The organism is Bradyrhizobium sp. USDA 4452, assembly GCF_054063575.1.
In genome coordinates, this window is sequence record NZ_JBSSGK010000001.1 from 4881589 (window position 1) to 4907038 (window position 25450).

At 64.8% G+C, this 25450-nt stretch carries 23 protein-coding genes; 13 read left to right on the top strand and 10 right to left on the bottom strand.

What is annotated here, in order from left to right; all coding sequences use genetic code 11:
• Window positions 1-47: 47 nt before the first annotated feature.
• Complete coding sequence (locus ACVISU_RS23410; RefSeq protein WP_456708448.1) at window positions 48-932, bottom strand: LysR family transcriptional regulator; 885 nt, start codon at window positions 930-932, stop codon at window positions 48-50.
• A 117-nt stretch (window positions 933-1049) separates the two neighbouring features.
• On the opposite strand from ACVISU_RS23410, the gene ACVISU_RS23415 reads away from it, so the two are divergent.
• The 4 genes from ACVISU_RS23415 (at window position 1050) to ACVISU_RS23430 (ending at window position 5170) form a co-directional block, all read left to right on the top strand.
• Window positions 1050-2411 (top strand): FAD-dependent oxidoreductase, encoded by a 1362-nt coding sequence (locus ACVISU_RS23415; protein WP_050403933.1) that lies wholly within the window; start codon window positions 1050-1052, stop codon window positions 2409-2411.
• A gap of 12 nt (window positions 2412-2423) precedes the next feature.
• Entirely contained in the window at window positions 2424-3428 is a 1005-nt protein-coding gene (locus ACVISU_RS23420; protein ID WP_456708449.1) for an ABC transporter substrate-binding protein, read from the top strand.
• A 148-nt stretch (window positions 3429-3576) separates the two neighbouring features.
• Window positions 3577-4350, top strand: coding sequence for an ABC transporter ATP-binding protein (locus ACVISU_RS23425; RefSeq protein WP_050403799.1), 774 nt, complete (start codon window positions 3577-3579; stop codon window positions 4348-4350).
• Window positions 4343-5170, top strand: a complete 828-nt coding sequence (locus ACVISU_RS23430) for an ABC transporter permease (protein ID WP_456708450.1) — start codon at window positions 4343-4345, stop codon at window positions 5168-5170. Before ACVISU_RS23425 ends, ACVISU_RS23430 begins: the two co-directional genes overlap by 8 nt.
• Before the next feature lie 123 nt (window positions 5171-5293).
• Here the strand turns inward: ACVISU_RS23430 and gtdA are convergent, their stop codons facing one another.
• On the bottom strand, window positions 5294-6334 hold the full coding sequence (gene gtdA, locus ACVISU_RS23435; protein ID WP_456708451.1) for a gentisate 1,2-dioxygenase: 1041 nt from the start codon (window positions 6332-6334) through the stop codon (window positions 5294-5296).
• A gap of 149 nt (window positions 6335-6483) precedes the next feature.
• On the opposite strand from gtdA, the gene maiA reads away from it, so the two are divergent.
• The 3 genes from maiA to ACVISU_RS23450 are packed head-to-tail and all read left to right on the top strand — an operon-like array spanning window position 6484 to window position 8802.
• Window positions 6484-7116 carry a maleylacetoacetate isomerase gene (gene maiA, locus ACVISU_RS23440; protein ID WP_456708452.1) on the top strand — a complete coding sequence of 211 codons (633 nt, stop codon included), beginning with the start codon at window positions 6484-6486 and terminating at the stop codon, window positions 7114-7116.
• The gene (locus tag ACVISU_RS23445) at window positions 7106-7618 is read left to right on the top strand and encodes a MarR family winged helix-turn-helix transcriptional regulator (RefSeq protein WP_050403802.1); all 513 of its coding nucleotides are present in this window, start codon (window positions 7106-7108) and stop codon (window positions 7616-7618) included. The genes maiA and ACVISU_RS23445 overlap by 11 nt, the downstream gene beginning before the upstream one ends.
• The gene (locus tag ACVISU_RS23450; RefSeq protein ID WP_456708453.1) at window positions 7618-8802 is read left to right on the top strand and encodes a 3-hydroxybenzoate 6-monooxygenase; all 1185 of its coding nucleotides are present in this window, start codon (window positions 7618-7620) and stop codon (window positions 8800-8802) included. The genes ACVISU_RS23445 and ACVISU_RS23450 overlap by 1 nt, the downstream gene beginning before the upstream one ends.
• Before the next feature lie 68 nt (window positions 8803-8870).
• Here ACVISU_RS23450 and ACVISU_RS23455 read toward each other — a convergent pair whose 3' ends face one another.
• The 5 genes from ACVISU_RS23455 to ACVISU_RS23475 form a co-directional block, all read right to left on the bottom strand.
• Window positions 8871-10481 carry a benzoate-CoA ligase family protein gene (locus ACVISU_RS23455; protein WP_456708454.1) on the bottom strand — a complete coding sequence of 537 codons (1611 nt, stop codon included), beginning with the start codon at window positions 10479-10481 and terminating at the stop codon, window positions 8871-8873.
• On the bottom strand, window positions 10478-11608 hold the full coding sequence (locus ACVISU_RS23460) for an FAD-dependent monooxygenase (protein WP_456708455.1): 1131 nt from the start codon (window positions 11606-11608) through the stop codon (window positions 10478-10480). The genes ACVISU_RS23455 and ACVISU_RS23460 overlap by 4 nt, the downstream gene beginning before the upstream one ends.
• Window positions 11609-11723: 115 nt before the next feature.
• A complete protein-coding gene (locus tag ACVISU_RS23465) occupies window positions 11724-11936 on the bottom strand; it encodes a hypothetical protein (RefSeq protein WP_050403806.1) in 213 nt (70 codons plus the stop codon).
• A gap of 108 nt (window positions 11937-12044) precedes the next feature.
• The gene (locus tag ACVISU_RS23470) at window positions 12045-12266 is read right to left on the bottom strand and encodes a cysteine rich repeat-containing protein (RefSeq protein WP_456708456.1); all 222 of its coding nucleotides are present in this window, start codon (window positions 12264-12266) and stop codon (window positions 12045-12047) included.
• 39 nt (window positions 12267-12305) lie between these two features.
• Window positions 12306-13067 carry a cysteine rich repeat-containing protein gene (locus tag ACVISU_RS23475; protein WP_456708457.1) on the bottom strand — a complete coding sequence of 254 codons (762 nt, stop codon included), beginning with the start codon at window positions 13065-13067 and terminating at the stop codon, window positions 12306-12308.
• Between the two features lie 201 nt (window positions 13068-13268).
• Between ACVISU_RS23475 and ACVISU_RS23480 the strand changes: the two genes are divergently transcribed.
• Both ACVISU_RS23480 and ACVISU_RS23485 read left to right on the top strand, forming a co-directional pair.
• Entirely contained in the window at window positions 13269-14471 is a 1203-nt protein-coding gene (locus ACVISU_RS23480; RefSeq protein WP_456708458.1) for an efflux RND transporter periplasmic adaptor subunit, read from the top strand.
• Window positions 14472-14484: 13 nt separating this feature from the next.
• Window positions 14485-17655 (top strand): efflux RND transporter permease subunit, encoded by a 3171-nt coding sequence (locus tag ACVISU_RS23485; protein WP_456708459.1) that lies wholly within the window; start codon window positions 14485-14487, stop codon window positions 17653-17655.
• 176 nt (window positions 17656-17831) lie between these two features.
• Here ACVISU_RS23485 and ACVISU_RS23490 read toward each other — a convergent pair whose 3' ends face one another.
• A complete protein-coding gene (locus ACVISU_RS23490; RefSeq protein ID WP_456708460.1) occupies window positions 17832-18833 on the bottom strand; it encodes an NADP-dependent oxidoreductase in 1002 nt (333 codons plus the stop codon).
• Window positions 18834-19050: 217 nt separating this feature from the next.
• On the opposite strand from ACVISU_RS23490, the gene ACVISU_RS23495 reads away from it, so the two are divergent.
• On the top strand, window positions 19051-20340 hold the full coding sequence (locus ACVISU_RS23495; protein ID WP_050403811.1) for a dicarboxylate/amino acid:cation symporter: 1290 nt from the start codon (window positions 19051-19053) through the stop codon (window positions 20338-20340).
• 12 nt (window positions 20341-20352) lie between these two features.
• Entirely contained in the window at window positions 20353-21315 is a 963-nt protein-coding gene (locus ACVISU_RS23500; RefSeq protein ID WP_456708461.1) for an amino acid ABC transporter substrate-binding protein, read from the top strand.
• A gap of 221 nt (window positions 21316-21536) precedes the next feature.
• Here ACVISU_RS23500 and ACVISU_RS23505 read toward each other — a convergent pair whose 3' ends face one another.
• Window positions 21537-21749 carry a hypothetical protein gene (locus ACVISU_RS23505; RefSeq protein ID WP_456708462.1) on the bottom strand — a complete coding sequence of 71 codons (213 nt, stop codon included), beginning with the start codon at window positions 21747-21749 and terminating at the stop codon, window positions 21537-21539.
• Between the two features lie 111 nt (window positions 21750-21860).
• Window positions 21861-22796, bottom strand: a complete 936-nt coding sequence (locus ACVISU_RS23510; protein ID WP_456708463.1) for an ATP-grasp domain-containing protein — start codon at window positions 22794-22796, stop codon at window positions 21861-21863.
• 296 nt (window positions 22797-23092) lie between these two features.
• Here ACVISU_RS23510 and ACVISU_RS23515 point away from each other — a divergent pair, with 296 nt between their 5' ends.
• Together ACVISU_RS23515 and ACVISU_RS23520 are read left to right on the top strand one after the other, a co-directional pair.
• Window positions 23093-23866 (top strand): ferredoxin--NADP reductase, encoded by a 774-nt coding sequence (locus ACVISU_RS23515; RefSeq protein WP_063695255.1) that lies wholly within the window; start codon window positions 23093-23095, stop codon window positions 23864-23866.
• Window positions 23867-24121: 255 nt separating this feature from the next.
• Window positions 24122-24991: a patatin-like phospholipase family protein gene (locus tag ACVISU_RS23520; protein WP_083991986.1), complete on the top strand. Its 870-nt coding sequence runs from the start codon at window positions 24122-24124 to the stop codon at window positions 24989-24991.
• The last annotated feature ends 459 nt before the right edge of the window (window positions 24992-25450 follow it).

The window sequence follows — 25450 nt, forward strand, 5'->3', positions numbered from 1 at the left end:
GTGCTGTTGTCTCAGGTCCGCCTGTGAGGGGCAAGACCGCCGTCGCATCACAGCGATTGCGACAGCGACTTCTTCAATGTCTTCAGCAGCGCCTGCACCGCGGCGGCATTGATGCGGCGCTCGGGAACGGCAGCCTTCACCCACAGTTCCGGGATCGGAAACTCGGCGAGGATCGGCAACAATGCGCCGTCGCGCAGCGCGTCCGCGACCAGATAGTGCGACAGCAGCGCGATGCCGTTGCTGGCGATCGCGCTCTGGGTCAGCACGCGGCCCTCGTTCGACGAGAGAATCGGGCGGACCTGGACATTGATGCGGCCGCGCGGCCCTTCGAACGGCCATTCCGGGCCGGTCGGCAGGAAGCTGAGGCAGCGATGATCGACCAGGTCCCGTGGACGCTTCGGCGTGCCGTGCTTCTTCAGATACGCCGGCGACGCGCACAACAGCCGCGGCAGCCGGCACAGCGGCTCGTCGACGACACCACCGAACGAATGCGGAAAGGCGCCGATCGCGATGTCAAAACCCTCGGTCACCGGATCGACCGGGCGGTCGATCATCACGATCTCGAGCTTCACGCTTCTGTTCTGCTTCTGGAAGATCGTGAAGGCATCGGCGAGCCGCGCCACCGTCAGCGAAGTCGGCGCTTTGACGCGCAGGTGATCGGTGAGATCGCGCTGCTTCTCGCCCATCCGCGACAAGAGATCGCCGACATCGGCGACCACGCCGCGGGCGCGATGGACGTATCGCTGCCCGGCCTCGGTCAGCCGCAGCTGGCGGGTCGAGCGGTGGAACAGCGCGGTGCCGATCCGCTCCTCGAGCTGGGTGACGCGCTTGGCGACGACCGATGTCGCGACATTTAGCTTGCGCGCCGCGGCGGAGAAGCCTCCGGCGTCGGCGGTGGCGAGGAAGGCTTCGAGGTTGACCAGCGTATCCATCTGCTCTCCCTGTAACTTTTCTCGATTCGCGAAAGCTGATTACATAATTTGGTAGATTGTACTGCAATCCGCATCAATTCATAGTTGGCCCAATCAACTTTGTTCAGGGCGGAAATGATGCTGATGAGCACGATCGAAGAGCCTGCGCGGCAGGTCCCCCTTTATGGCGAATATGACGTCGTGGTGCTCGGCGGCGGTCCAGCCGGCATCGCGGCAGCCGTCGGCGCGGCGCGCGCCGGGCGGCGGACGCTGCTGATCGAGCGCTACGGCTTTCTCGGAGGCATGGGCACCGCCGCGGGCGTGACCAATTTCTGCGGCCTCCACGCCAACATTTACGGCGAGATGCACCGCGTGGTGCAGGGCATCGCCTCCGACCTCTTGGCGCGGATCGACCGGCTCGGCGGGCTGAACGCGCCGCATCTGATCCTCGGCAAGATCCTCGCGCAGGCCTACGACACCGCAGCTTACAAGATCGCGGCGGACGATCTGCTGGCGCATCACAAGGTCGACGTCCTGTTCCATGCGCTTGGCGCCGGTGTCGTGATGGACGGCGCGCACATCCGCGCGCTGATGGTGGAGACCAAGGCCGGCCGGCAGGCGGTCGTGGCCAGCATCTTCATCGATTGCTCCGGTGACGGCGACCTCGCGGTATGGGCGGGCGCGCCCTATGAGGTCGGCGACAACAAGGGCGGCATGCTCTACCCCTCGATGATGTTCCGCCTCAACGGCATCGATCCGGCGAAAGCCGGCGATGCCTGGCGGACCATCCCGGCGCTGATGGCGGAGGCGGAGGCTGCCGGCACCCATCAATTCCCGCGCAAATCCGCGATCGTGCGGCCGCAGAAATCGCAGATCGAATGGCGGGTAAATTTCACCCAGGTGACGCGGAGCGACGGCGGCGCCATTTCCGGGATCGATCCCGATGACATGACGCGCGGCGAGATCGAGGGCCGTCGCCAGGCGGTCGAGGCCTTCAAGTTCCTGCGCACGGTGCCGGGCTTCGAGAATTCCTACATCGTCGATCTGCCGCCGCAGCTCGGCATCCGCGAGACGCGGCGCGTGATCGGCGGCTACATGCTGTCAGGTGAGGACGTGCTGGGCTGCGCCTCGTTCGCCGACTCGATCGGCGTCAATGGCTGGCCGATGGAAAAGCATGTGCCGGGCGACGTGACTTTCGAGTTTCCGCCGATCCCGGAGAGCCGCGGCTACAACGAGTTGCCGTACCGCATGCTGGTGCCTGACGGCGTCGATAACCTGCTTGTCGCCGGCCGCTGCGCGTCGATGACCCATGAGGGGCAATCGGCGGCGCGCGTCTCCGGTGCCTGTTTCGTGATGGGCGAGGCGGCGGGAACCGCGGCGGCGCTGGCGCTGTCGGGCAATACGATTCCGCGCGACATTTCCGTCGAAAAGTTGCAACAACAGCTCGGCAAACAGGGCGCGTTCATCGGCCGCGATCAGGCGGTGCCCGAGGGATTATGAGTGGAGACGGCAATGAAGGGTTGGGCGCGGCTCGCACTCGCGGGTCTCCTGGTGTGGGCCGCGAGCGGCATCGCGCGGGCCGATGATCTCCTGAAAGCGAAGATCGGTGTCTTGCGGCTGTCGTCCTCGGCGCCGGTGTTCATCGCGCAGGACAAGGGCTATTTCCGCGATGCCGGCCTCGATGTCGAGCTGAAGTTCTTCGACGCGGCGCAGCCGATCGCGGTCGCGACCGCCTCAGGCGATGTCGATTTCGGCGTCACCGCCGTCACCGCAGGTCTCTACAATCTCGCCGGCAAGGGCACGCTGAAGGTGATCGGCGGCATGAGCCGCGAAAAGGCCGGCTATCCCCTGATCGGCTATTTCGCCAGCAACAATGCCTATGCGGCCGGCCTCAAGACGCCGAAGGATCTGGCCGGCAAGCGCGTGGCGGTGACCCAGGTCGGCTCCAGCTTCCATTACTCGCTCGGCCTGCTCGCCGACAAATACGGCTTCAAACTGTCCGAGGTGAAGATCGTGCCGCTGCAATCGCTGTCGAATGCGGTCGCGGCGCTGAAGGGCGAAACCGTCGACGCGGCGCTGCTGCCGGTCTCGACCGCGCGAACGCTGATCGATGCCAACGGCGCGAAGCTCCTCGGCTGGGTCGGCGACGAGACGCCGTGGCAGTTGGGCGCCATCTTCGCTTCGCCGAAGACGCTGACCAATGCACAGCTGGTAACGAAGCTGCTCACCGCGCTCACCCGCGCCGACCACGAATATCACGACGTGATCCTGACTGCGATCAAGGACGGCGTGGCGCCGATCAACGACAAGACAAAGCCGCTGCTCGAGATCATCGCCAAGTACACCAATCTGCCGGTCGAGCAGGTGGTCGGCAACTGCGCCTATATCGATCCCGACGGCAAGCTCGACGTCAAGAACGTCGACAACCAGATCAAATGGCTGCAAGGGCAGGGGTTCGTCGACAAGGGCTTTGACGCGAACGCGATCATCGCCAAGGATTACGTGAAGGCGGATTGATGATGGGCCGCGCGCGCCACTGTATCCCCGTCACCCTGAGGAGCCGCGAAGCGGCGTCTCGAAGGGTCGACGGCCCGGACGTGCATCCTTCGAGACGCGCGCAAGTGCGCGCTGCTCAGGATGACGGGTCAAGGAGTGAGCCGGTAACATGGACCTGATCGCCGACCATATCAGCCATCGCTTCGGCGCGCTCGACGTGCTCGACGATGTCTCCTTCCAGGTCTCGGCCGGCGAGATCGTCGCGATCGTCGGTCCGTCCGGCTGTGGCAAGAGCACGCTGCTGTCGATCCTCGGCGGCCTGCTGCGGCCGAGCCAGGGCGCCGCCGAATTGCGCGGCGCGCCGCCGGCCGGCAGCCTCAATCCGCTGACCTTCGTTTTCCAGGACTTTGCCCTGCTGCCGTGGAATACGGTTGAGGAGAACGTCGCGTTTCCGCTGCTGCACACTGCCTTGAGCGCCGGCGAGCGCCGCGCCGTGATCGACGATGCGCTGCGCCGTACCGGTTTGTCGGATTTTCGCGCCGCCTATCCGAAGCAATTGTCCGGCGGCATGCGCCAGCGCGTCGGCATCGCGCGTGCGCTCGCGGTTCGTCCCGCGATCCTGTTGATGGACGAGCCGCTGTCGGCGCTGGATTCGCAGACCCGCGAGCTGCTGATGGAGGATTTCGTCGGCCTGCTCGCCGACGGCACGATGGGGGCGGTCTATGTCACGCATAACCTCGAGGAAGCGGTGCGGCTCGCCGACCGCGTCGTGGTGCTGTCGCGCCGCCCCGGCCGCATCCGGGAGATTGTGACCATCCCGATGACGCGCGCCGAGCGCGGCACGGCGGACGCACGCGCGCCCATGGCCGCGCTGCAGGGCGAGTTGTGGTCGCTGATCCGGAAAGAAGCGATCGATGCCGAGCGCGAGGTCCAGCATGCTTGACCGCGCATCGCAGGAGACGAAAAGTCAATCGGTGGAAGCAACGCGGCCGGTCGCGTTTCGCGGCGCCGGCTTCACGCCTCGTGGCAGCCGTTATTCCGGCTGGATCGCGCTCGCACTCGTCATCGCGGTCTGGCAGCTTGCCGGCAGCGCAGGGTGGGTCAATCCGCTGTTCCTGCCGGCGCCATCGGCGATCGCGGTTGCGATCTATAAGCTCGCGGTGTCGGGGGCGCTGTGGCAGCACCTCTCGTGGTCGATCATGCGGATCGGGACGGGGTGGATCATCGGCACGGCGGCCGGCGTCATCGTCGGCTTTTCGATCGGGCTGTCGACCATGGCGCGCGGCGTCGGCATCACCTTCATCTCGGCGCTGTTCCCGATTCCGAAGATCGCGCTGCTGCCGCTCTTGATCCTGTGGCTCGGGATCGGCGAGGAGCCGAAGATCGCGACCATTGCGCTCGGGGTGTTCTTCTCGACCGCGATCTCGGTCTATAGCGGCGTCGATGCGGTGCCGCGCAATTTGATCCGGATGGCGCAGAGCTTCAACGTGCCGTTCCACGCCATCGTGCGCCGCGTGATCTGGCCGGGCGCGCTGCCCTCGATCCTCGCCGGCTTCCGCATCACTTCATCGGTTGCACTGCTGCTGGTCGTCAGCGCCGAGATGATCGGCGCGCAATACGGCATCGGCGCCTTCGTGTTGCAGGCCGGCAATCTGATGCAGACGGATCAGCTGCTCGCCGGCGTCGTGATCCTGTCGCTGTTCGGGCTTGCGGTCGGCAGACTGATCAACCTGCTCGAAACGCGGTTGCTGCACTGGCGGTGAGGGCCTCCACCGTCATTGCGAGGAGCGACGCGACGAAGCAATCCATCTATCCGTTATGCCGAGCGATGGATTGCTTCGCTTCGCTCGCAATGACGATGGAAGGAGCCGATGCTTCGCTGGTCGTTACGCGTTCCCCCTGTCCTCGCGGAACAAATCGAGCTTCTGCTGCACCGGGCGGTCGGAGAACGAGAACAGCACCGAGTCGGTGTCGGCCTCGTGGGTAACCCAGTGCCAGCTCGGCACCACGAACAAATCGCGCGGGCCCCATTCGAAGGTCTGATCGCCGACGCGGGTGCGGCCCTTGCCTTCGATCGCGGCGAACACGGTGGCGTCGGTCGACCGGTAGCGCGCGGTCGTGAAACCCTTCGGCAGAAGCTGGATGAAGGTGCCGATTGTCGGCATCGCGAAATCGCCGGTCTCGGGATTGGAGAATTTCAGCTTGAGGCCGTGGCAGGCGTCCCACTCGTCGCTGGCCCTGGCCTTCTCCAGCGCCTCGCGGGTGTATTCATAGGGGTAGTTGAAGATCGGCGAAGTCTTCGAGGTCCGCTTCTGGTCAACAGGCAGCAGATTGTGGCCGTAGCGCGCGAAGCTCGCGCCTGATGGCTTGGAGATCGACTGCTGATCTTCCTTGGCGCCTTCCGCAAACGAGCAGTCGAAGAACTGCACCATCGGGATGTCGAGCCCGTCGAGCCAGAACATCGGCTCGTTGGTTTCGTTGGAATGGTCGTGCCAGGTCATCGACGGCGTGATGACGAAATCGCCCGGCGACATCGCGGTGCGCTCGCCGTCAACGGCAGTGAATGCGCCCTTGCCTTCGAGCACGAAGCGCAGCGCGGACTGGGCGTGGCGATGGGCCGGCGCGATGTCGCCCGGCACCACCATCTGCACGCCGGCGAACAGCGAGGTCGTGATCTTGGACTGGCCGCGAAGGCCGGGATTTTCCAGCACCAGCACGCGGCGCTCGGCTTCCTTGGCCGTGATCAGCCTACCGGCCTCATTCATGTAGTCACGGATCTGGTCGAACTTCCACAAGTGAGGACGGCAGGCGCTCTTCGGCTCCGGCGTGATCAGATCGTTCATCACGTTCCACAGCGCCGACAGGTTCTGGCCGTCGATCTTCTTGTAGAACGCCTCGCGCTCGGGGGTCTTCTGCACGGCTTCCATGGCAAGCCTCCCATCATCATTCTTGTCGGTTGAATTAATTGACAGTATACTCACTATATGGCTAGCGTCAATCAACCAAGCCATCGTGTTTTCGGGCGAAGCGGATGCCGCTTCGCGGGAACAACCAGAAAATTGCAAGGGAGATTCCGATGAAGCTGCATGGCTATTTCCGGAGCAGCGCGTCCTACCGGGTCCGGATCGCCCTCAATCTGAAGGGGCTGACGCCCGAGCATCTGCCGCATCATCTGCGCAAGGGCGAGCAATGCGCGCCGGCCTATCTCGCGATCAATCCGCAGGGGCTGGTGCCGACCCTGGAGAGCGACGCCGGCGCGATCCTCACCCAGTCGCTCGCGATCATCGAATGGCTCGACGAGACCAACCCCAATCCGCCGCTGTTGCCGAAGGATCCGTTGCGGCGCGCAAAAGTGCGGGCCTTTGCACAGGCGATCGCCTGCGACACCCATCCGGTGCAGAATTTGAAGGTGCTGGCGCGGCTGCGCAAGCTCGGCCTGCCCGAGGAACAGGTGACGGCGTGGGCGGCCTGGGCCAACCGCGAAGGCCTTTCGGCCTGCGAAACCCTGATCGCCGAGGAGGCCGGGCCGTTCTGCTTCGGCGATGCGCCGACGCTTGCCGATCTCTGCCTGGTGCCGCAGCTCGCCAATGCGCGGCGCTTCGGCGTCGACGTGTCGGCCTATCCGCGCCTGCTCAAGGCCGAAGCGGCGGCAAAACAAGTCAAGGCGTTCGCCGACGCCGCCCCGGACAGGCAACCCGATGCCGAATAGCAAGCCAACGCCCGTCACCATGGACGCGGTCTACACCGCGCCCGGCTATCTGTTCCGCCGCATGCAGCAGATCGCGGTCGCGCTGTTCATCGAGGAGTGCAAGGCGTTCGACCTGACGCCGGTTCAATATGCCGCGCTGGTCGCGATCTCGACCCACCCCGGCATCGACGCCACAAGGCTCTCCGCCGTGATCGCGTTCGACCGCTCCACGCTCGGCAATGTGATCGAGCGGCTCGAGGTCAAGGAATTCGTCGTGCGCAAGCCCGCGCCCGAGGACAAGCGCGTCAAGCTGCTCTACCTCACCAAGGCCGGTGCCGCAGTGCTGAGCGACATCATGCCCTCGGTCGACAAGGCGCAGGCGCGCATGCTGCAGCCGCTGAAGCCGGCCGACCGCAAGACGCTTCTCTCGCTCTTGACCCAACTGGTCGACCTCAACAACGAGGCGTCCCGGGTGCCGCTGCGCGCCGAGGACGCGCTGGAACATCTCGGGAGGTCGGGCTGATGGCGGAGGGCAAGCCGGTCCTGATCGCAGGCGGCGGCATCGGCGGTCTCGCCGTCGCGCTCGGCCTCGCGCAGAAGGGCATTCGCTCAATCCTGCTGGAGAAGGCCGCAGCGCTCGGCGAGATCGGCGCCGGCATCCAGCTTGGGCCGAACGCGTTCCACGCCTTCGACTATCTCGGCGTCGGCGAAGCCGCGCGCAACATGGCTGTTTATATCGACCAGCTGCGGCTGATGGATGCGCTGACCGCCGATGAGATCACCCATATCGATCTCGGCGATAGTTTTCGGGCGCGGTTCGGCAATCCCTATGCTGTCGTGCATCGCGGCGATTTGCACGGCGTGTTCCTGCGCGCCTGCCAGAACCATGAATTGATCGAGCTGCGCGTATCCAGCGAAGTTGTCGGCTACGAGCAGGATGGCTTATCGGTGACCGCAAGGCTCGCCAGTGGCGAGCGCATCACCGGACGCCTGCTGATCGGCGCCGACGGGTTGTGGTCGAACATCCGCAAGCAGGTGACGGCGGACGGCGCGCCGCGCGTCTCCGGCCACACCACCTATCGCTCCGTGATCCCGACCGAGCAGATGCCGGAAGATCTGCGCTGGAATGCGGCCACGCTGTGGGCCGGGCCGAAATGCCACATCGTGCATTACCCGCTGTCGGGCTGGAAGGTGTTCAACCTCGTCGTCACCTATCACAACGATGCGCCGGAGCCGGTCGCCGGCAAGCCGGTCTCCGAGGACGAGGTGATGAAGGGATTTACCCACGTCCACGAGCGGGCGCAGAACATCATCCGCCACGGCACCAACTGGAAGCTCTGGGTGCTGTGCGACCGCGACCCGACCGAGCGCTGGATCGACGGCCGCGTGGTGCTGCTCGGCGACGCCGCGCATCCGATGCTGCAATATTTCGCGCAGGGCGCCTGCCAGGCGATGGAGGACGCGGTGTGCCTGTCGCACATGCTGGCCAGCCACCATGACCAGGCGACGGCGCTCGATGCGTATCGCGCGCAGCGTTTCCCGCGCACCGCGCGCGTGCAGCTGATGTCCCGCGCGATCGGCGAGCATGTCTACCACCCCGCCGGCGAGCACGCCCGCATCCGCAATGCGATCATGAGTACGAAGTCGCAGGAAGAGTGGTGCGACGATATTGCGTGGCTGTATGGTGGAACGGGATTGGGGAATTAACAGCCCCACACCCGTCGTCCCGGCCTTCACCGGGACGACGCCGAATGTGCCGCAACAGCGTCGCGCCCTCACATTCGCATCACGGCCTGGCGATCGATCTTCCCCGTGCCGGTCTTCGGGAGCTCGTCGACGAACTTCACCTCGCGCGGATATTTGTACGGCAGCAGCTTCGTCTTGACGTAATCCTGCAGCCGCCGCGTCGCCTCGTCGGTTTCGAAGCCGGCCTTGTTCATGACAACCACGGCCCGCAGCGTCATGCGGCGGTCCGGCAGCTCGGCGGCATAGACGGCGCATTCGCGGACGTCTGGGTGATCGGCGAGGCAGAGCTCGACCTCCAGTGGGTAGACCCACTGACCGGAGATCTTGACCAGGTCGTCGGCGCGGCCGCGGAAGAAGTGGAAACCGTCGCTGTCGCGGATGAAGCGGTCGCCGGTGTAGATCCAGCCGTCCTCGCGCACGGTCTCGGCGGTCTTGTCCGGCCGGTTCCAGTACAGCGGCGTCGCGGAATCGCCGCGCACCCACAAAATGCCTTCCTCATCGTCGCCGACCTCGCGGCCGTCGCTGTCGCGCAGCATGATCTCGTAGCCAGGCACGCGCAGGCCCGCGGCGCCGAGTTTCTTCCGCTCCGCGCGGTTGCTGAGATAGACGTGCAGCACCTCGGTCGAGCCGAGGCCTTCGATGATCTCGAGCCCGGTGAGCCGCTTCCAGCCGTTGAACACCTCGGCCGACAGCACCTCGGCCGCCGAGACCGCCATCCGCAGCGAGGAGAAATCAGCCTGCTCGGCGCCTTCGGCCTTGGTCAGGGTGATGTAGAGCGTCGGCAGGCCGAAGAACACGGTCGGGCGATACTGCGCGATCGCCGCAAAGATCGCGGCGGGCTTGGGCTGGCCCGGCAGCAGCAGCGTCGCGGCGCCGACCGAGAAGGGAAACGTGATCGAATTGCCGAAGCCGTAGGCGAAGAAGATCTTCGGCACCGAGAAGCAGATGTCGCCGGGCTGAAGCTTCAGCACGTTGCGGGCGAAGGCGAGCTCGCTATAGGCCATATCGTGCTGCAGATGCACGATGCCCTTTGGGCGGCCGGTCGAGCCCGACGAATACATCCAGAACGCCATTTCGTTGCGATGGGTGTCGGCCGCGTCGAGCTCGGTCGGAAACGCATGCAGCCAGTCGCCGGCGTTGCGCGCTTCGGCAACCGCGTGGTCGCCGGCGTTGCCATTGACCACGACCAGCGTGCGCAGCGGCGTGTCCCTGCAGGCCTCGGCGTTGAAGCGCGAACAGAACTCGGCATCGGTGACGGCGACCTGCGCGCCGGCGTCGGACAGATAGAATTGCAGCAGCTCCGGCGTCGTCAGGGTGTTGATCAGCAGCGGCACGAAACCGGCGCGCACCGCGCCGAAGAACGCCGCCGGATAGGCCGGCGTGTCGTCGAGGAACAGCAGCACGCGATCGCCGCGCGTCAGTCCCAGTGACTGGAAGGCGTGGCCCCAGCGCGCCGCGTCGGCGCAGAGCTCGCGATAGGTGCGCGTGCCGGCGGGACCGGTCAGCGCCAGGCGTTCGGCGTTGCCGTTGCCGAGATTGTCGAACAGGATGCGGCTCGCATTGTAGCGCTCGGGGATCGCAAAGCCGATCTCGCGCGAACCGGGATTGTCCTGCGGAACCAGGTCGGCGATCCTCGTCATGAGCGTCCCTTTGCGGCCTCATAGCGGGCCATGAAGCCGGGCGACATCGCGCGCAGCCGCGCGTCGTCGATCCGGCCGGAGCGGGTGATGTAGCTGTAGGCGAAATCCATCAGGTCGCGCTGCATGTGCGCGGGGAAATGCTCGTACCAGTCGGCGCTGGTCCGCGCCGCGGTGACGAGCTTCTTGACGATCGGCTTGCGCTCGCTCTCATAACGGGCAAGCGCGGCGGTGATGCCGCTTTCGGACTCCAGCGCCTTGGTCAGCGCGATCGCGTCCTCGATCGCAAGCCGCGTGCCGGAGCCGATCGAGAAATGCGCGGAATGCAGCGCGTCGCCGATCAGCACCATGTTGCCGTGCGACCAGCGCTCGTTCCAGATCCACGGGAAATTGCGCCACACCGATTTGTTCGAGATCAGCTTGTGACCATCCAAGGTCGCTGAGAACACCTGTTCGCAGATCGCTTGTGATTCTTCGATCGTCTTGTCGGCAAAGCCGTAGGCCGCCCAGGTCGCGGCGTCGCACTCGACCAGGAAGGTGCTCATGTCCTTGGCATAGCGGTAGTGATGGGCATTGAAGCAGCCGATGTCGGTCGCGACGAAGGTCTGCGACAGCGTCGCGAAGGCTTTGGTGGTGCCGTACCAGGCGAATTTGTTGGTCGAATGCGTGACCGACGCACCGAACGCGGCCTCATGGCCGCGGCGGATCATCGAGTTCAGCCCGTCGGCGGCGACGATCAGGTCGTAGCCCCTGAGTTCGTCGACCGATTGCACCATGGTGTCGAAGCGCGGCGTGACGCCGGTGCTGCGCGCGCGTTCCTGCAGGATCGTCAGCAGCGCCAGCCGGCCGATCGAGGAGAACCCGACGCCGTCGATCTCCACGCTCTCGCCGCGCAGATTGAGGGTGATGTTCTTCCAGCTCTCCATCCTCGGGGTGATGGCGTCGACCGTCTCGGGGTCGTCGGCGCGCAGGAAGTCCAGCGCCTGCTCGGAGAACACCACGCCGAAGCCCCAGGTGGCGCCGGCCGCGTTCTGCTCGAACAGATCGATCTCGGCGTCAGGATGACGCTTCTTCCAGAGATAGGCGAAATAGAGCCCACCGGGCCCTCCACCGATCACGGCGATCCGCAACGTCTGCCTCCCAGATTGACAGTGTACTTACAATTTGGGTGCAGACTAGTCGCCCTCCGGCGGGAACGCCAGAGGGAAAATGCGCGCGGTGGCTACCCGCGTGAGGCTGAAAGGCTCAGTAGCAGCGGCGAACCTTGACCCCGCCGACCCATACCCAGCGGCAGCCGACGACGGCCGGCCTTCGGACGACGGCCGCACCGCGATAGCCGGCGCATCCGGCGCGATAGACGCCGCGCGCGCAAACCACGGCGTTGGCATCGGAGGACTCGAAGGTCATGGTCGCGGCAAAGGACAGCAGGGCCGCAGCGATCAGCAATAATGAGCGCATCATTCCCTCTCCCGGGGTGAGGTTGGTTGGCCTGTGAGTGACAACGAAAGTGCTGCGGTTCCGTGCCCGGCCAAGCGCCGGGCACCTGTCGTCTCACCGCCTGAGCGGCTATTTCTTCTCAGCTTCCGCAAGCACCTTCTTGCAGGCGGGCGTCAGCTTGTCGCTCTGCTTGGCGAGACAGGCGATGATGCGCCCGCCGCCGGGCGTCACGCTTTTGCAGAACTTCTGGTAGTCGCCCATGCAGGCGTCGCGTTGCGCCGCCGTCAGCTCCTGGGCGTAGACGGCGGTTGAGCCGCACAGCAGCGCGGCGATCAGGACAAGACGCAGCATCGATCGCTCCCTTTTCCGGCCAGTCGCGTGACAACGGGATCAGCGCGCCGCGAACGTCGCCAGCACGTCGCGGCACGCAGGCGAGAGCGAGCCGGCATTGGTTGCGAGGCACTGCACGATCCGCCCGCCGCCGGGCTGGACGCCGCCGCAGATCGAGCGGACGTCGGCGCCGCAGGCCGAGCGCAGCACGAACAGCTCTTCGCGTGGCCGCAGCGGCCGCAACATGATCGCCGACGGAGCCGCGGCCGGTGCTGTCGCGGTCGCGGCACCCGCGGCCGGCGCGGCGCCACCGGCGCCCGCCGCCGCCACGGCCCTCTCGCAGGCCGGCGAAAGCTTGTCCTTGTTCTTTTCGAGGCACTGCAGCGCCGGCGCACCGCCGGTCGGCACGCCCGCGCAGACCTTGGGATAATCGGAGCGGCACGCGCTGCGGATCGCGGAGATCTGCGCGCTGCTCGGCTTTCCTGCCGCGGCCTTTGGCGCCGCCGTCTCCGCGGGCTTGGCCGCCGTCGCCGCGTCGGTCTTGGCTGCTGCGGGTGCCGCGCTTGGCGCTTCCACGGCCTTCACGGCGCTGGCGCAGCCGGGGCCAAGGCTTGCCATGTTCTTCTGCAGGCATTGCAGTGACGCTTCGCCACCGGGCGGCACGCTGGAGCAGTGTGCGATGTAATCGTTGCGGCATTGCGACTTGATGGCGTCGCGCTGCGCCTGGGTCGGCGCTTGCGACAAGGCCGGTGATGTGCTCATCAATGCCGCAAGCGCTAGCCATGCGGAGAGCCTCGTTGCACGTGTCAACGCGTTGATCATTTGAAAAAATCCTCTTGTCGCGCCGGAAGCCTCCGGCTCAACTGAACCGAGTCTGAAATTACTTTGCTCTAACAACCTTCGCGAGCGACATCATTTTCGCTTTCGAGTTCCGCTGCAAGCGGATTGTTGCTATGGAAGAGGCCGGCTGATTTTTTGCTCACTTCGATATCAGAATTTTGTCATTTGAGTTGAGGCTCGGAAATGAGGCATGCGCGCGCGTCGGCACATTTCAGTCAGAGCGATTTTGTGCGGCTGCGAAATGCGCCGTTTGTGCGCATCGCGTTCATCATAGCCGCCCTTGTCAGTTTAAGTGCCTGCGAGCAAAACAGTTTTGTTGCGCCGCCGCCGCCCAAGGTCGACGTCGCATCGCCGGTGCAGCGCGCCATCACGCGCTATCTCGACGCCACCGGAAACACCGCGCCGATCAAGACCGTCGATCTGGTCGCGCGCGTGCAGGGTTTTCTGCAGTCGATCAACTATCAGGACGGCTCGCCGGTGAAGGAGGGGACCACCCTGTTCACGATCGAGCCGGAGACCTACAAGCTGAAGCTGGAGCAGGCGCAGGCCGCGGAAGTCGGCGCGCAGGCGACGCTGAAGCAGGCCGAGGCCGACTTCAAGCGGCAGACCGATCTGGTGCAGCGCCAGGCGGTCTCGCAGTCGACCCTGGACAGCTCGACCTCGGCGCGGGACAACGCCCAGGCCAATCTGCAGCAGGCCCAGGTCAACACCAAGATCGCCGCGGTCAATTACGGCTACACCAACGTCGCCGCGCCGTTCGACGGCATCGTCAGCAACCATCTGGTCTCGGTCGGCGAACTGGTCGGCGTGGCTTCGCCGACCCAGCTTGCCACCATTGTGCAGCTCGACCCGATCTACGTGAATTTCAACGTCAATGAGCAGGACGTGCAGCGGGTGCGCGACGAGGCGCGCCGCCGCGGCTTGACGTTCAACGATCTCAGGCAGCTGCCGATCGAGGTCGGGCTGCAGACCGAGACCGGCTATCCGCACAAGGGCAAGCTCGATTATCTGTCGCCGACCGTCACCCAATCGACCGGAACGCTCGCCGTCCGCGGCCTGGTGCCCAATCCGGATCGGGTGCTGCTGCCAGGCTTCTATGTCCGCGTTCGCGTGCCGATCGACAAGCAGGACAACGCGCTGCTGGTACCTGATGTTGCGATCGGCAGCGACCAGAGCGGCCGCTACGTGCTGGTCGTCAATGCCGACAATTTGGTCGAGCAGCGCAAGGTCACGACCGGTCCGCTCGACGACGGCCTGCGCGTCATCGAGAGCGGACTGAAGGCCGATGACCGCGTCGTCACCGCCGGATTGTTGCGCGCGATCCCGGGGCAGAAGGTCGATCCGCAGATGCAGAAGGCCGACGCGGCGCCGGCAGCGACCAAATAGGACGTAACGCGCCATGATCTCGAAATTCTTCATCGAGCGGCCGGTGCTTTCCAACGTCATCGCGATCCTGATGATCCTGATCGGCGGCGTCGCGCTGTTCAATCTCGCGGTCGCGCAATATCCCGACGTGGTGCCGCCGACCGTCCAGGTGACGACGCGCTATCCCGGCGCCTCGGCAAAGACCGTGATCGACACCGTGGCGCTGCCGATCGAGCAGCAGGTCAACGGCGTCGAGGACATGCTCTACATGCAGTCCTACAGCGGCGCCGACGGCACCTACACGCTGACCGTGACCTTCAAGATCGGCACCGACCTCAACTTCGCGCAGGTGCTGGTGCAGAACCGGGTCTCCTCGGCGCTGTCGCAGCTGCCGACCGCGGTGCAGAACCAGGGCGTCACGGTGCAGAAGCGCTCGACCTCGATCCTGCTGTTCGTGACCCTGACCTCGCCGAACAAGACCTACGACAGCCTGTTCCTGTCGAACTATGCCACCATCAACATCCGCGACGAGCTGTCGCGTCTGCCCGGCGTCGGCAACGTCACCGTGTTCGGCGCCGGACAATATTCGATGCGGGTGTGGCTCGACCCGAACAAGCTGCAGGCGCGCGGGCTGATGCCGCAGGACGTCGTCCAGGCGATCCAGCAGCAGAGCCAGCAGGTCACCGCGGGGCAGGTCGGCGCGCCGCCCGCGCCGCAGGGACAGGCGTTCCAGTACACGCTGAACGTCAACGGCCGGCTCGACGATGCGAGCCAGTTCGAGAACATCATCGTCAAGACCGGCAATGTCGGCGACGTCATCCGGGTCCGCGACCTCGGCTCGGTCGAGCTCGGCGCGCAGACCTACAGCCAGGTGTTCTCGCTCAACCAGAAGCCGGCCACCGGCATCGGCGTGTTCCTGTCGCCGGGCGCCAACGCGCTGCAGGTCGAGAAGGAAGTGCAGAAGAAGGTGGCGCAACTCGCCAAGCAGTTCCCGCAGGACATCAAATACGACACCCCGTTCGACACCACCAAATTCGTCCAGGCCTCGATCGACGAGGTCTACCGGACGCTGATCGAGGCCGGCCTCTTGGTGCTGGTCGTGATCCTGGTGTTCCTGCAGGACTGGCGGGCGATGCTGGTGCCCGCGACCACGGTGCCGGTCACCATCATCGGCGCCTTCGCGGCGATGGCCGCGCTCGGCTTCACCATCAACCTGTCGACGCTGTTTGCGATCGTGCTGGCGATCGGCATCGTGGTCGACGATGCCATCGTGGTGGTGGAAGGCGCCGCGCACAATATCGAGCGCGGCATGTCCGGGCATGATGCCGCGATCAAGGCGATGGACGAATTGTTCGCGCCGATCGTCGGCATCACCTTGGTGCTGATCTCGGTGTTCCTGCCCGCGGCCTTCCTGCCGGGGCTGACCGGCCGGATGTACGCGCAATTCGCGCTTGTCATCGCCGCGACCGCGCTGCTCAGCGCCGTCAACGCTGCGACCCTGAAGCCGACGCAATGCGCGCTGTGGCTGCGTCCGCCGGTGCCGCCTGAGCAGCGTAATTTCTTCTATCGCGGCTTCAATGCGGTCTATGACCGGGTCGAGCGCGGCTACACCCGGATCATTGGCAGCATTGCCGGCCACGCCAGGACCTCGGTGCTCGTCGCGCTGGTCCTGATCGGAATTGCCGGCTACGGCCTGTCACGGGTGCCGACCGGCTTCATTCCGATCGAGGACCAGGGCTATCTCTTGGCCGCGGTGCAGCTGCCAGACGGCGCCGCGATCGATCGCACCCAGCGGGTGCTCGACCAGGTCACCGAGATCGCCCGCAACACGCCGGGTGTCGAGCAGGTGGTCACCATCGCCGGCATCTCCGCGCTCGACAACTCGTCGAGCCTCGCCAATGCCGGCGTCGCCTATGTGATCCTGAAGGATTGGGGCGCCCGCGGCCCCGGCGAGGACCTGCGCTCGCTGGTCTACGGGCTTAACGACAAGCTGGCGGTGATTCCGGAGGCGCGGATCCTGGTGATCCCGCCGCCGCCGATCCAGGGCATCGGCAATGCCGCCGGCTTTGCCATGCAGGTGCAGCTCCGTGACGGCAACGCCGACTACGGCAAGCTGCAGGCGGTGACCGGCGCCGTCGTCAGCAATGCGCAGACCCAAAGCGCGCTGCAACGGGTGCAGTCCTCGTTCCGCTCGATGGTGCCGCAGTTCGACGTCCAGGTCGACCGCGTCAAGACCGAGACGCTGCACGTCACCACCGACCAGATATTCTCGACGCTGTCGTCCTATCTCGGCGCGAGCTACGTCAACCAGTTCACCAAGTTCGGTCGCACCTTCCAGGTCTATACCCAGGCCGATGCGCAATACCGCCTGACGCTGCGCGACATCGAGAACATGATGGTGCGCAACAGCAATGGCGACATGGTGCCGCTCGGCACCGTGGCGAGGATCACGCCGTCGGTCGGGCCATCGCTGATCAGCCTCTATAACCTCTATCCGTCCGCGACCATCATCGGCCTGCCGTCGCAGGGCTACAGCTCCGGCCAGTCGATGACGCTGATGGAGGAGATCGCGGCGAAGACGCTGCCGCCGGGGACCGGCTATGAGTGGACGGCGATGTCGTACCAGGAGAAAGCGGTCGGCGGCCAGATCTACTTCGTGTTCGCGCTGGCGCTGCTGTTGGTCTATCTCGTGCTCGCCGGACAATATGAGAGCTGGTATGCGCCGATCTCGGTGATCCTGGCGGTGCCGCTGTCGCTGCTCGGGCCGATGCTGGTGCTGACGTCGCTCCGGATCGAGAACAATCTCTACACGCAGATCGGCACCATCCTCCTGATCGCGCTGTCGGCCAAGAACGCGATCCTGATCGTGGAGGTCGCGCTCGAGCATCACATCCGCGACGGCAAGCCGGTGCTGGAGTCGGCGATCGACGCGGCGCGCGCCCGGTTCCGGCCGATCCTGATGACGTCGTTCGCCTTCATCCTCGGCGTGCTGCCGCTGGTGATCGCGACCGGCGCCGGCGCCAACGCCCGCAAGTCGATCGGCATCACCGTATTTTCAGGCATGATCGCCTCGACCTGCCTCGCAGTGCTGTTCGTGCCGGCGTTCTTCGTCGTGGTGCAGAATTTCGAGAACTGGCGCAAGGCGAAGAACGGCAAGGCGGCGACGCCGCAAGCCGCACCGCAGGCATCGGGCACGGTGCATTGACTCCCTCGCCCCGCTCTTGCGGGGTCGAGACGAGCGAAGCTCGCTCTTAGAGGGTTGGGTGAGGGGCTCTCTCCGCCAGGCGGTACGAGTTGCGAGACTTGTACCCCCTCACCCGGATCGCATCTTGCGATGCGATCCGACCTCTCCCCGCAAGCGGGGAGAGGTAAGAAAGATGGCTACACCTTCACCATGCGCTTGCCGCGGTTTTCGCCCGCCAAGAGCCCGATCAGCGCCTGCGGCGTGTTCTCGATGCCGTCGATGACGTCTTCCTGGACCTTGAGCCTGCCCGAGGCGACCCAGGATTGCAGGTCGGCGAGTGCGGCGTCGCGCTGGTCCATGTAGTCCATCACGATGAAGCCCTGCATGATCAGCCGCTTCACCACGATCAGGCCGGGCACGCCGCGCGGCCCGTGCGCGGACGGCACGCCGTCATATTGCGAGATCGCGCCGCAGCAGGCGATCCGGCCGCGGTTGTTCATCTGCGCCAGACAGGCTTCGAGGATGTCGCCGCCGACATTGTCGAAATAGACGTCGATGCCGCTGGGCGCCGCCGCGCGCAGCGCCTTGTAGGTGGCGCCGTCCTTGTAGTCGACCGCGGCGTCGAAGCCGAGCTCCGAGGTCAGCCAGTGGCACTTGTCCTTGCCGCCGGCGATGCCGACCACGCGGCAGCCCTTGATCTTGGCGATCTGGCCGACGATCGAGCCAACCGAGCCGGCGGCCGCCGACACCACCACGGTCTCGCCCCCCTTCGGCTTGCCGACGTGGAGCAGGCCGAAATAGGCGGTCAGGCCGGCAATGCCGTAGACGCTCAGCAGATGCGTCATCGGCTCGAGCTTCGGCATCTTGGCCAGGTGCTTGGCGGGCACCGCGGCATAGTCCTGCCAGCCGGTGTCGCCGAACACGATATCGCCCGGCTTCAGGCTCGGGTCGTTCGACGCCACCACTTCGGCGATGCTGCCGCCCGCCATCACGGTGTTGGCCTCCACCGCGGCGCGGTAGGTGGCGCCGTGCATCCAGGCGCGGTTGGCGGCGTCGAGCGAGATGTAGCGCGTCCGCACCAGCGCCTCGCCGTCCTTCGGCGCGGGGACCGTGCCCTTGGTCAGGCGGAAATGCTCGGGGCCGAGCTTGCCGGTCGGCTTTTCGACAAGCAGGATCTGGCGATTGACGGTGTCGTTCATAGGCGGTGTCTCCCCTCACGTTGGTCGTTTCGCATGCAGTTTGACTGCACCATGCGCAGCTCATTGCACAGATTGTGCGCTGCATGAACGCTATTCTCCGCGCTGGCATTCCACAACGGGAACAGATCGACAAAGTCCCGCTCGGCGCGAAGCGTGTTGCGTCGCTGCGTAAATCTGCCACACTTGCCTTTCGCCGGGAACTTACGGGGGTAAGAGAATGTCGAACAGGTTTACGCAATACATCCTGCTTGCGATGGTCCTTGGCATCGCGATGGGGACGATCGTCTTCAACTACTTTCCTGACAGCCGCGCCGAGATCGCAGCCGACGTCAACCTGATCGCTATGCTGTTCTTGCGCCTGATCAAGATGATCATCGCGCCCCTGGTGTTCGCGACCCTCGTCGGTGGCATCGCCCATATGGGAAGCGGTGCCAAGCTCGGGCGCATCTTCGCCAAGACCATGGGCTGGTTCGTCTCCGCCTCGTTCGTTTCGCTGCTGCTCGGCCTCGTGATGGTCAATCTGTTGCAGCCCGGCGCCAATTTCCCCGGCACGCTGCCCGACAAGGCGCAGTCGACCGGCCTGCCGGTCTCGGCCTTCTCGATCGAGAAGTTCCTGACCCATCTGATCCCGACCTCGATCGCCGATGCGATGGCGCAGAACGAGATCCTGCAAATCGTGGTGTTCGCGGTGTTCTTCGCGGTGGCGCTCGGCGCCATGCCTGAGCGATCGAAGCCGATCATGAGCCTGATCGACGATCTCGCCCACATCATGCTCAAGGTCACCGGCTACGTGATGCTGTTCGCGCCGCTCGCGGTGTGGGCCGCGATCATGGCAACCGTCTCCAAGAACGGCCTCGCCGTGCTCTGGAAGCTGATCGTCTTCATGGGCGGCTTCTATTTGTCGCTGCTGATCCTGTGGGGCATCCTGGTGATGGTCGGCTTCGTGGTGATCGGGCCGCGCTACAGCCATCTGCTGCGGCTGATCCGCGAACCGCTGATGATCGCGTTCTCGACCGCCTCCTCGGAGGCGGCCTACCCGAAGACGCTGGAGGGGCTGAACAGGTTCGGCGCCTCCTCGCGGATCTCCGCTTTCGTGCTGCCGCTCGGCTATTCCTTCAATCTCGACGGCACGATGATGTACTGCACCTTCGCGAGCATCTTCATCGCGCAGACCTACCACATCGAGATGTCGCTCGGCACGCAGCTCGCGATGCTGGCGACCTTGATGATCACCTCGAAGGGCGTCGCCGGCGTGCCGCGCGCGTCGCTGGTGGTGATCGCCTCGACGCTGTCGCAATTCGGTATCCCCGAGGCCGGTTTGCTGATGATCATGGGCATCGACACCTTCCTCGACATGGGCCGCAGCGCCACCAACGTGATCGGCAACTCGCTGGCTACCGCCGTGGTCGCGAAGTGGGAGGGCGAGCTGAAGGCCGAGCACGAGCTCGGGCCCGACGATGCGGTGCCGCAGGATGCGGTGCCCGGCGCCGTGATGGCCGGCCATTGACGGGAGAGACGCATGCATCGCGCCCGCTGGAGGCCGGTACGGGCTGAGGCGCCTCTGCCTCTGCTGTCGACATGCCTGTTGCCGGCATGTCTGCTGGCGGCGGCCCTGCTCGCCGGACCGGTGTCCGCACAGCCGGCGGGCGAGGGGCTCAGCCCCACGCTCGCCAACATCAAGGCCACGCACGCGGTGCGGATCGGCTATCGCGAAAGCTCGCCGCCGTTCTCGTTCCTCGACCACTCCAACCGGCCGATCGGCTACAGCCTCGAGCTGTGCGATGCGATCGTCGATGAGATCGCGGCCGAGGTCGACGACGCCAACCTCAAGGTCGACTACGTCAAGGTGACCTCCGACGACCGCATTGCGGCGGTCATCGACAAGAAGATCGATCTCGAATGCGGATCGACCACGGCGAATTCCGAGCGTGGCAAGCAGGTCGCGTTCTCGCCGCTGATGTTCGTGGCCGGCACCAAGCTGATGGTGCCCAAGGCCTCGGGCGTCAACCAGGTCGCCGACTTGAAGGGCAAGACGGTGGTGGTGACCAAGGGCACCACCAACGAGCAGGCGATGCATAGTGTCGATGCCAGGCAACAGCTCGGCCTCAACATCGTGACGGCGCTCGACCACGAGCAGTCCTACCAGATGCTGGTCGACGGCAAGGCGGATGCGTTCGCGACCGACGACATCCTGCTCTACGGCCTGATCGCGCGTCACAAGTCGCAGGACAAGTTCCGCGTCACCGGCGATTATCTGTCCTACGACCCCTACGGCATCATGTACCGCAAGGGCGAACCGCAGATGAAGGACGTGGTCGAGCGCGCCTTCCGCAAGCTCGCCTCGAACCGCGACATCGTCCCGCTCTACAACAAGTGGTTCGTCGCCCGCCTGCCGACCGGCGAGAAGCTCAACGTCGCGCTGTCGCCGCAGCTCGAAGAGGCCTTCAAGGCGCTCGACGATTCCGCGGGTGGTGCCAACTAGAGCATGATCCGGAAAAGTGTGAAGCGGTTTTCCGAAAAGATCATGCTTAAACAAGGAGCTAAAGCGCGATGACGATTCAACTCAATCTCATCGCGCTTTAGCCGTGAATTCGGCCTCTCTACCTTGCGGGAGAGGCCGGATGGCGCTGCAGAAGCAATCCGGGTGAGGGGCTCTTCGCAACCGACGCGGTCCCGAACCGTCCGGACGAACCGCGGCTTGCTTCACCGCCAATAGCGATGCGACAAATCCAGGCACTGCCGGACCCAGAATCCGTTCACATGGATCAACTGGCATGGGCTCGGCGGTGGCTCCTTGATGATCGGGTATCCGTGGATGTCGATATTCGTCGGCGCCGTGACGCCGCGCCAGAACACGGCGTTGGCGGCAGGAGGATTGAATGCGGCGACGAACGCCGTGATTGTGAGGACGCTCAAAAGGAGTTTGCGCATAATCTGGATCCGGATCGAGTAATGCGCGTGAGCGTACTCCCTTGAGCGGGATGAGCAAGCCGCTGAATCGCGGCAAGCTGCACCGTCGCACGCTGCTTAGGCGAACACGGCGTCCAGCGCCGCCGAATACGCCGCCTCGACCAGCGCCGGATGGCGGTGGCCCAGCGCTTCCATCTTCACGCCCGAATTCACCTCGAGCACCTGCCACGCGCCACCGACGCGCACCACGTCGATCGAGGCGAAGCGGATGCCGACGGCCTGCGCGGCCTTGATCGCGAGTGCGACGCAGACCTCGCGTGTCGCGGCATCGGTGAGCAGCACGGGCTCGGCGCCGGCATCGAGGTTGTGCCGCCAGTTGAGCAGAAACCGTTCGCCGGCGGGTGGAATGACGTCGAATGCGGCGGCATCGAAATCCTCGGACAGGGCCTTCAGCTGTTCGGCCGTCGCGGCCGCCTCCGCCAACGCGCGCAGGGAATGGACGCCGTCGCCAATCACCGACGGCCGCGTCTTGCCGTACACGATCAGCGCGCGATCATCGAGCAGCACGACGCGCACCTCGTCCTTGATCTCGATGTAAGGCGAGATCGCAAGGCTCGGATGCGCGGCGAGGATGAGTGCGACCGCGGTCTCCAGTTGCGCCGGTGTCGTGACGCGGAAGACGAGCTCGCCGGAGGTCCCCTCGTTGGGCTTGACGACAAGCCCGTGCGGATGCTCGTCGAGCAGACGCTGCATCGCATCGCGCGAGTCCGATCCCGGGATGTGCTTGCTGAGCTTGCCGCCGAGAAACAGCGTGTGCGGAACGGCTGGTACGCCAGCCGATGCCAGCACCTCGGCGCAGGCCGATTTGTCGTTGGCGACCTGATGCGCGACCGCGCTGTTCAGCCCGATGTCGTAGCCGATCGCAAGCCGTCGCGCGTCACCTTTGGTCATGATGACCAGCCAGCCGCCGGACCGCACCTCGACGGCAATCGAGCGCGCCAAACAATATTTTTTGATGGTTTCCAGGAAGATTCGCTGGCTGAGCAGGACCACGAGATCATTTTCCCTTCACCGCAGTTTCGTAGCAATTAATTGCCAGATCGGCGGCGATCTCAGCAAGTAAATTACCTGCAGTGTCACGTGTTAACGATGTCGCGGTTGAACCTCTGCGCGAAATCGAACGACTGCCATTCTGAGATCGCAATTGCACGCCAGTTGATCTTGACTATGTCATGCATTGGCGCAATGGAAACGCGAGATCTTCAATGATTTCGGCCACTTCAGCGCCGTCGCGAGCAGTCTGGAAATCAAACCATTCTAAATCTGGTCAGTCGAGAAAACGAAAACCCATGAGCGCGTTCTATCGAGAGAAAGTTCTTTCCGTTCAGCACTGGACCGATACGCTTTTCAGCTTCCGAGCCACCCGCGATTCCGGTTTCCGCTTCCAGAACGGCCAGTTTGCCATGATCGGCCTCGAGGTCGATGGCCGACCGCTGCTCCGCGCCTATTCGATGGCGAGCGCCAATCATGAGGAAGAGCTCGAGTTCTTCTCGATCAAGGTGCAGGACGGCCCGCTCACCTCAAAGCTGCAGAAGATTCGCGAGGGTGACACCATCCTGGTCGGCCGCAAGGCGACCGGCACGCTGATCACCGACAATCTGATCCCCGGCAAGCGGCTGATGCTGCTGTCGACCGGCACCGGCCTTGCACCGTTCGCCAGCCTGATCAAGGACCCCGAGGTCTATGATCGCTACGAGCAGATCCTCCTGGTGCATGGCTGCCGCCAAGTCTCCGAGCTGGCCTATGGCGAGGAGCTGGTCGCCAAGCTGCGCGATGACGAACTGTTCGGGCCGCTGCTGTCCGAGAAGCTCTCGTATTACCCGACGGTGACGCGCGAGCCGTTCCGCAACCGCGGCCGCATCACCGACCTGATCACCTCCAACCAGCTGTTCACCGATTTGCATCAGGACCCGCTCGACATCGAGACCGACCGCATCATGATGTGCGGCAGCCCGGCGATGCTCGAAGAGCTGAAGCAGCTGTTCGAGACCCGCGGCTTCAAGGAAGGCAGCGGCAACACCCCCGGTCACTTCGTGATCGAGAAGGCGTTCGTCGAGCGCTGAGGCTCCTTCCACTTCGTCATTCCGGGACATCGCGAAGCGATGGGCCCGGAATCCATAACCACCGCTCTTTGTTTGTCGAAGGCTGGGGCCCCATCGGGCTCCAGCCTTTTGCATTTGTGGTTATGGATTCCGGGCTCGATGCTTCGCATCGCCCCGGAATGACGCCCGATATAGCGCCGCGCATCCCCTCACTGCTATAAATCCCCCAACGCCGCGCAGCCGTTTCCCGAACGCGGTGATCCAGGGAGCCGCACCTTGTCCATCACCGATCCGGATGCCCCGAAGACCGCCTTCGTGTTTGCCGGCGGCGGCAGCTTTGGCGCGGTCCAGGTCGGCATGCTGCAGGCGCTGGCAGCGCATGGCGTCGCCGCCGACATGGTGGTCGGCTCCAGCGTCGGCGCCTTGAACGGCGCGTTCTATGCGGGCGACCCGACGGTCTCGGGCGTGGCGCGGCTGGCCGAGATCTGGCGCGGCCTGAACCGGCAGGACGTGTTTCCGGTGACGTGGCGGACGCTGGTGGGCTTCCTGTGGCGGCGCGACTTCCTGATCCCGCATGACGGCGTCCGCAGGCTGATCGACGACTACATCCCGTTCCGCCATCTCGAGGACGCGCGGCTGCCGCTCCACATCGTCACGACCGACATCATCAGCGGCGACAGCGTCGTGCTGTCGGAAGGCTCCACCGCCGAGGCGATCGTCGCATCGACCGCGATCCCCGGCGCGTTCACGCCGGTGCATTATCGCGATCACTACCTCGCCGACGGCGCGATCTCCAGCAACACGCCAGTCCGCGTCGCCGTGAAGCATGGGGCAAAACGCCTGATCGTGCTGCCGACCGGGCATGCCTGCGCCAACCAGGCACCGCCGGCCGGCGCGCTTGCCAATGCGCTGCATGCGCTGACGCTGCTGATCGCGCGCCAACTCGTCAACGAGCTCGAGAACATCGGCTCCGACGTGGAGTATTTCGTGGTGCCGCCGCTGTGTCCGCTGGTCGGCTCGCCCTACGATTTCTCCCGCACCTCAGATCACATCGCCCGCGCCCTCGATACCACCAACGCCTGGCTCGCCGGCGACGGCCTGAAGGCGCGGCATATTCCGCACGAATTGCAGCCGCACCAGCATTAGGCGAACGGTGCTCTCCTCGGTGAGGCGACATCCTCGCCCACCGCTGTCATCGCCGGCCGGTGCGCAATTGCACACATGGACCGGACGATCCAGCACGCCGCGGCCTCTCGGCTCAAGCACTGCTGCCTCTGGAATACTGGATCACCCGCATGCACGGGTGATGGCACTGCGAGAGGCGTCTGCAGGATTTCGGAATAATGGAATAATGCCGGTGAGTTGCCCGACGTGTCAAGTCGCCCCGTCGAATGCCCGCTACTGTGCATGGGGTTGTTTTCAATATTTTGGCAGGATGCCCCCTCGCGCCGCTTCGTTGCACTGCAAAAGGCGGGCGCGTTGCAGTTTGCCGGCAGCTGCACCCGCCCATCCGGGCGGTTGTCACATCTGTGACTGCTCGGCCGTATAACCGTAGTGCACTTGTTCCGCGAGTTGGATTAGGCTTACGCCGACAAGGCCTTCAAG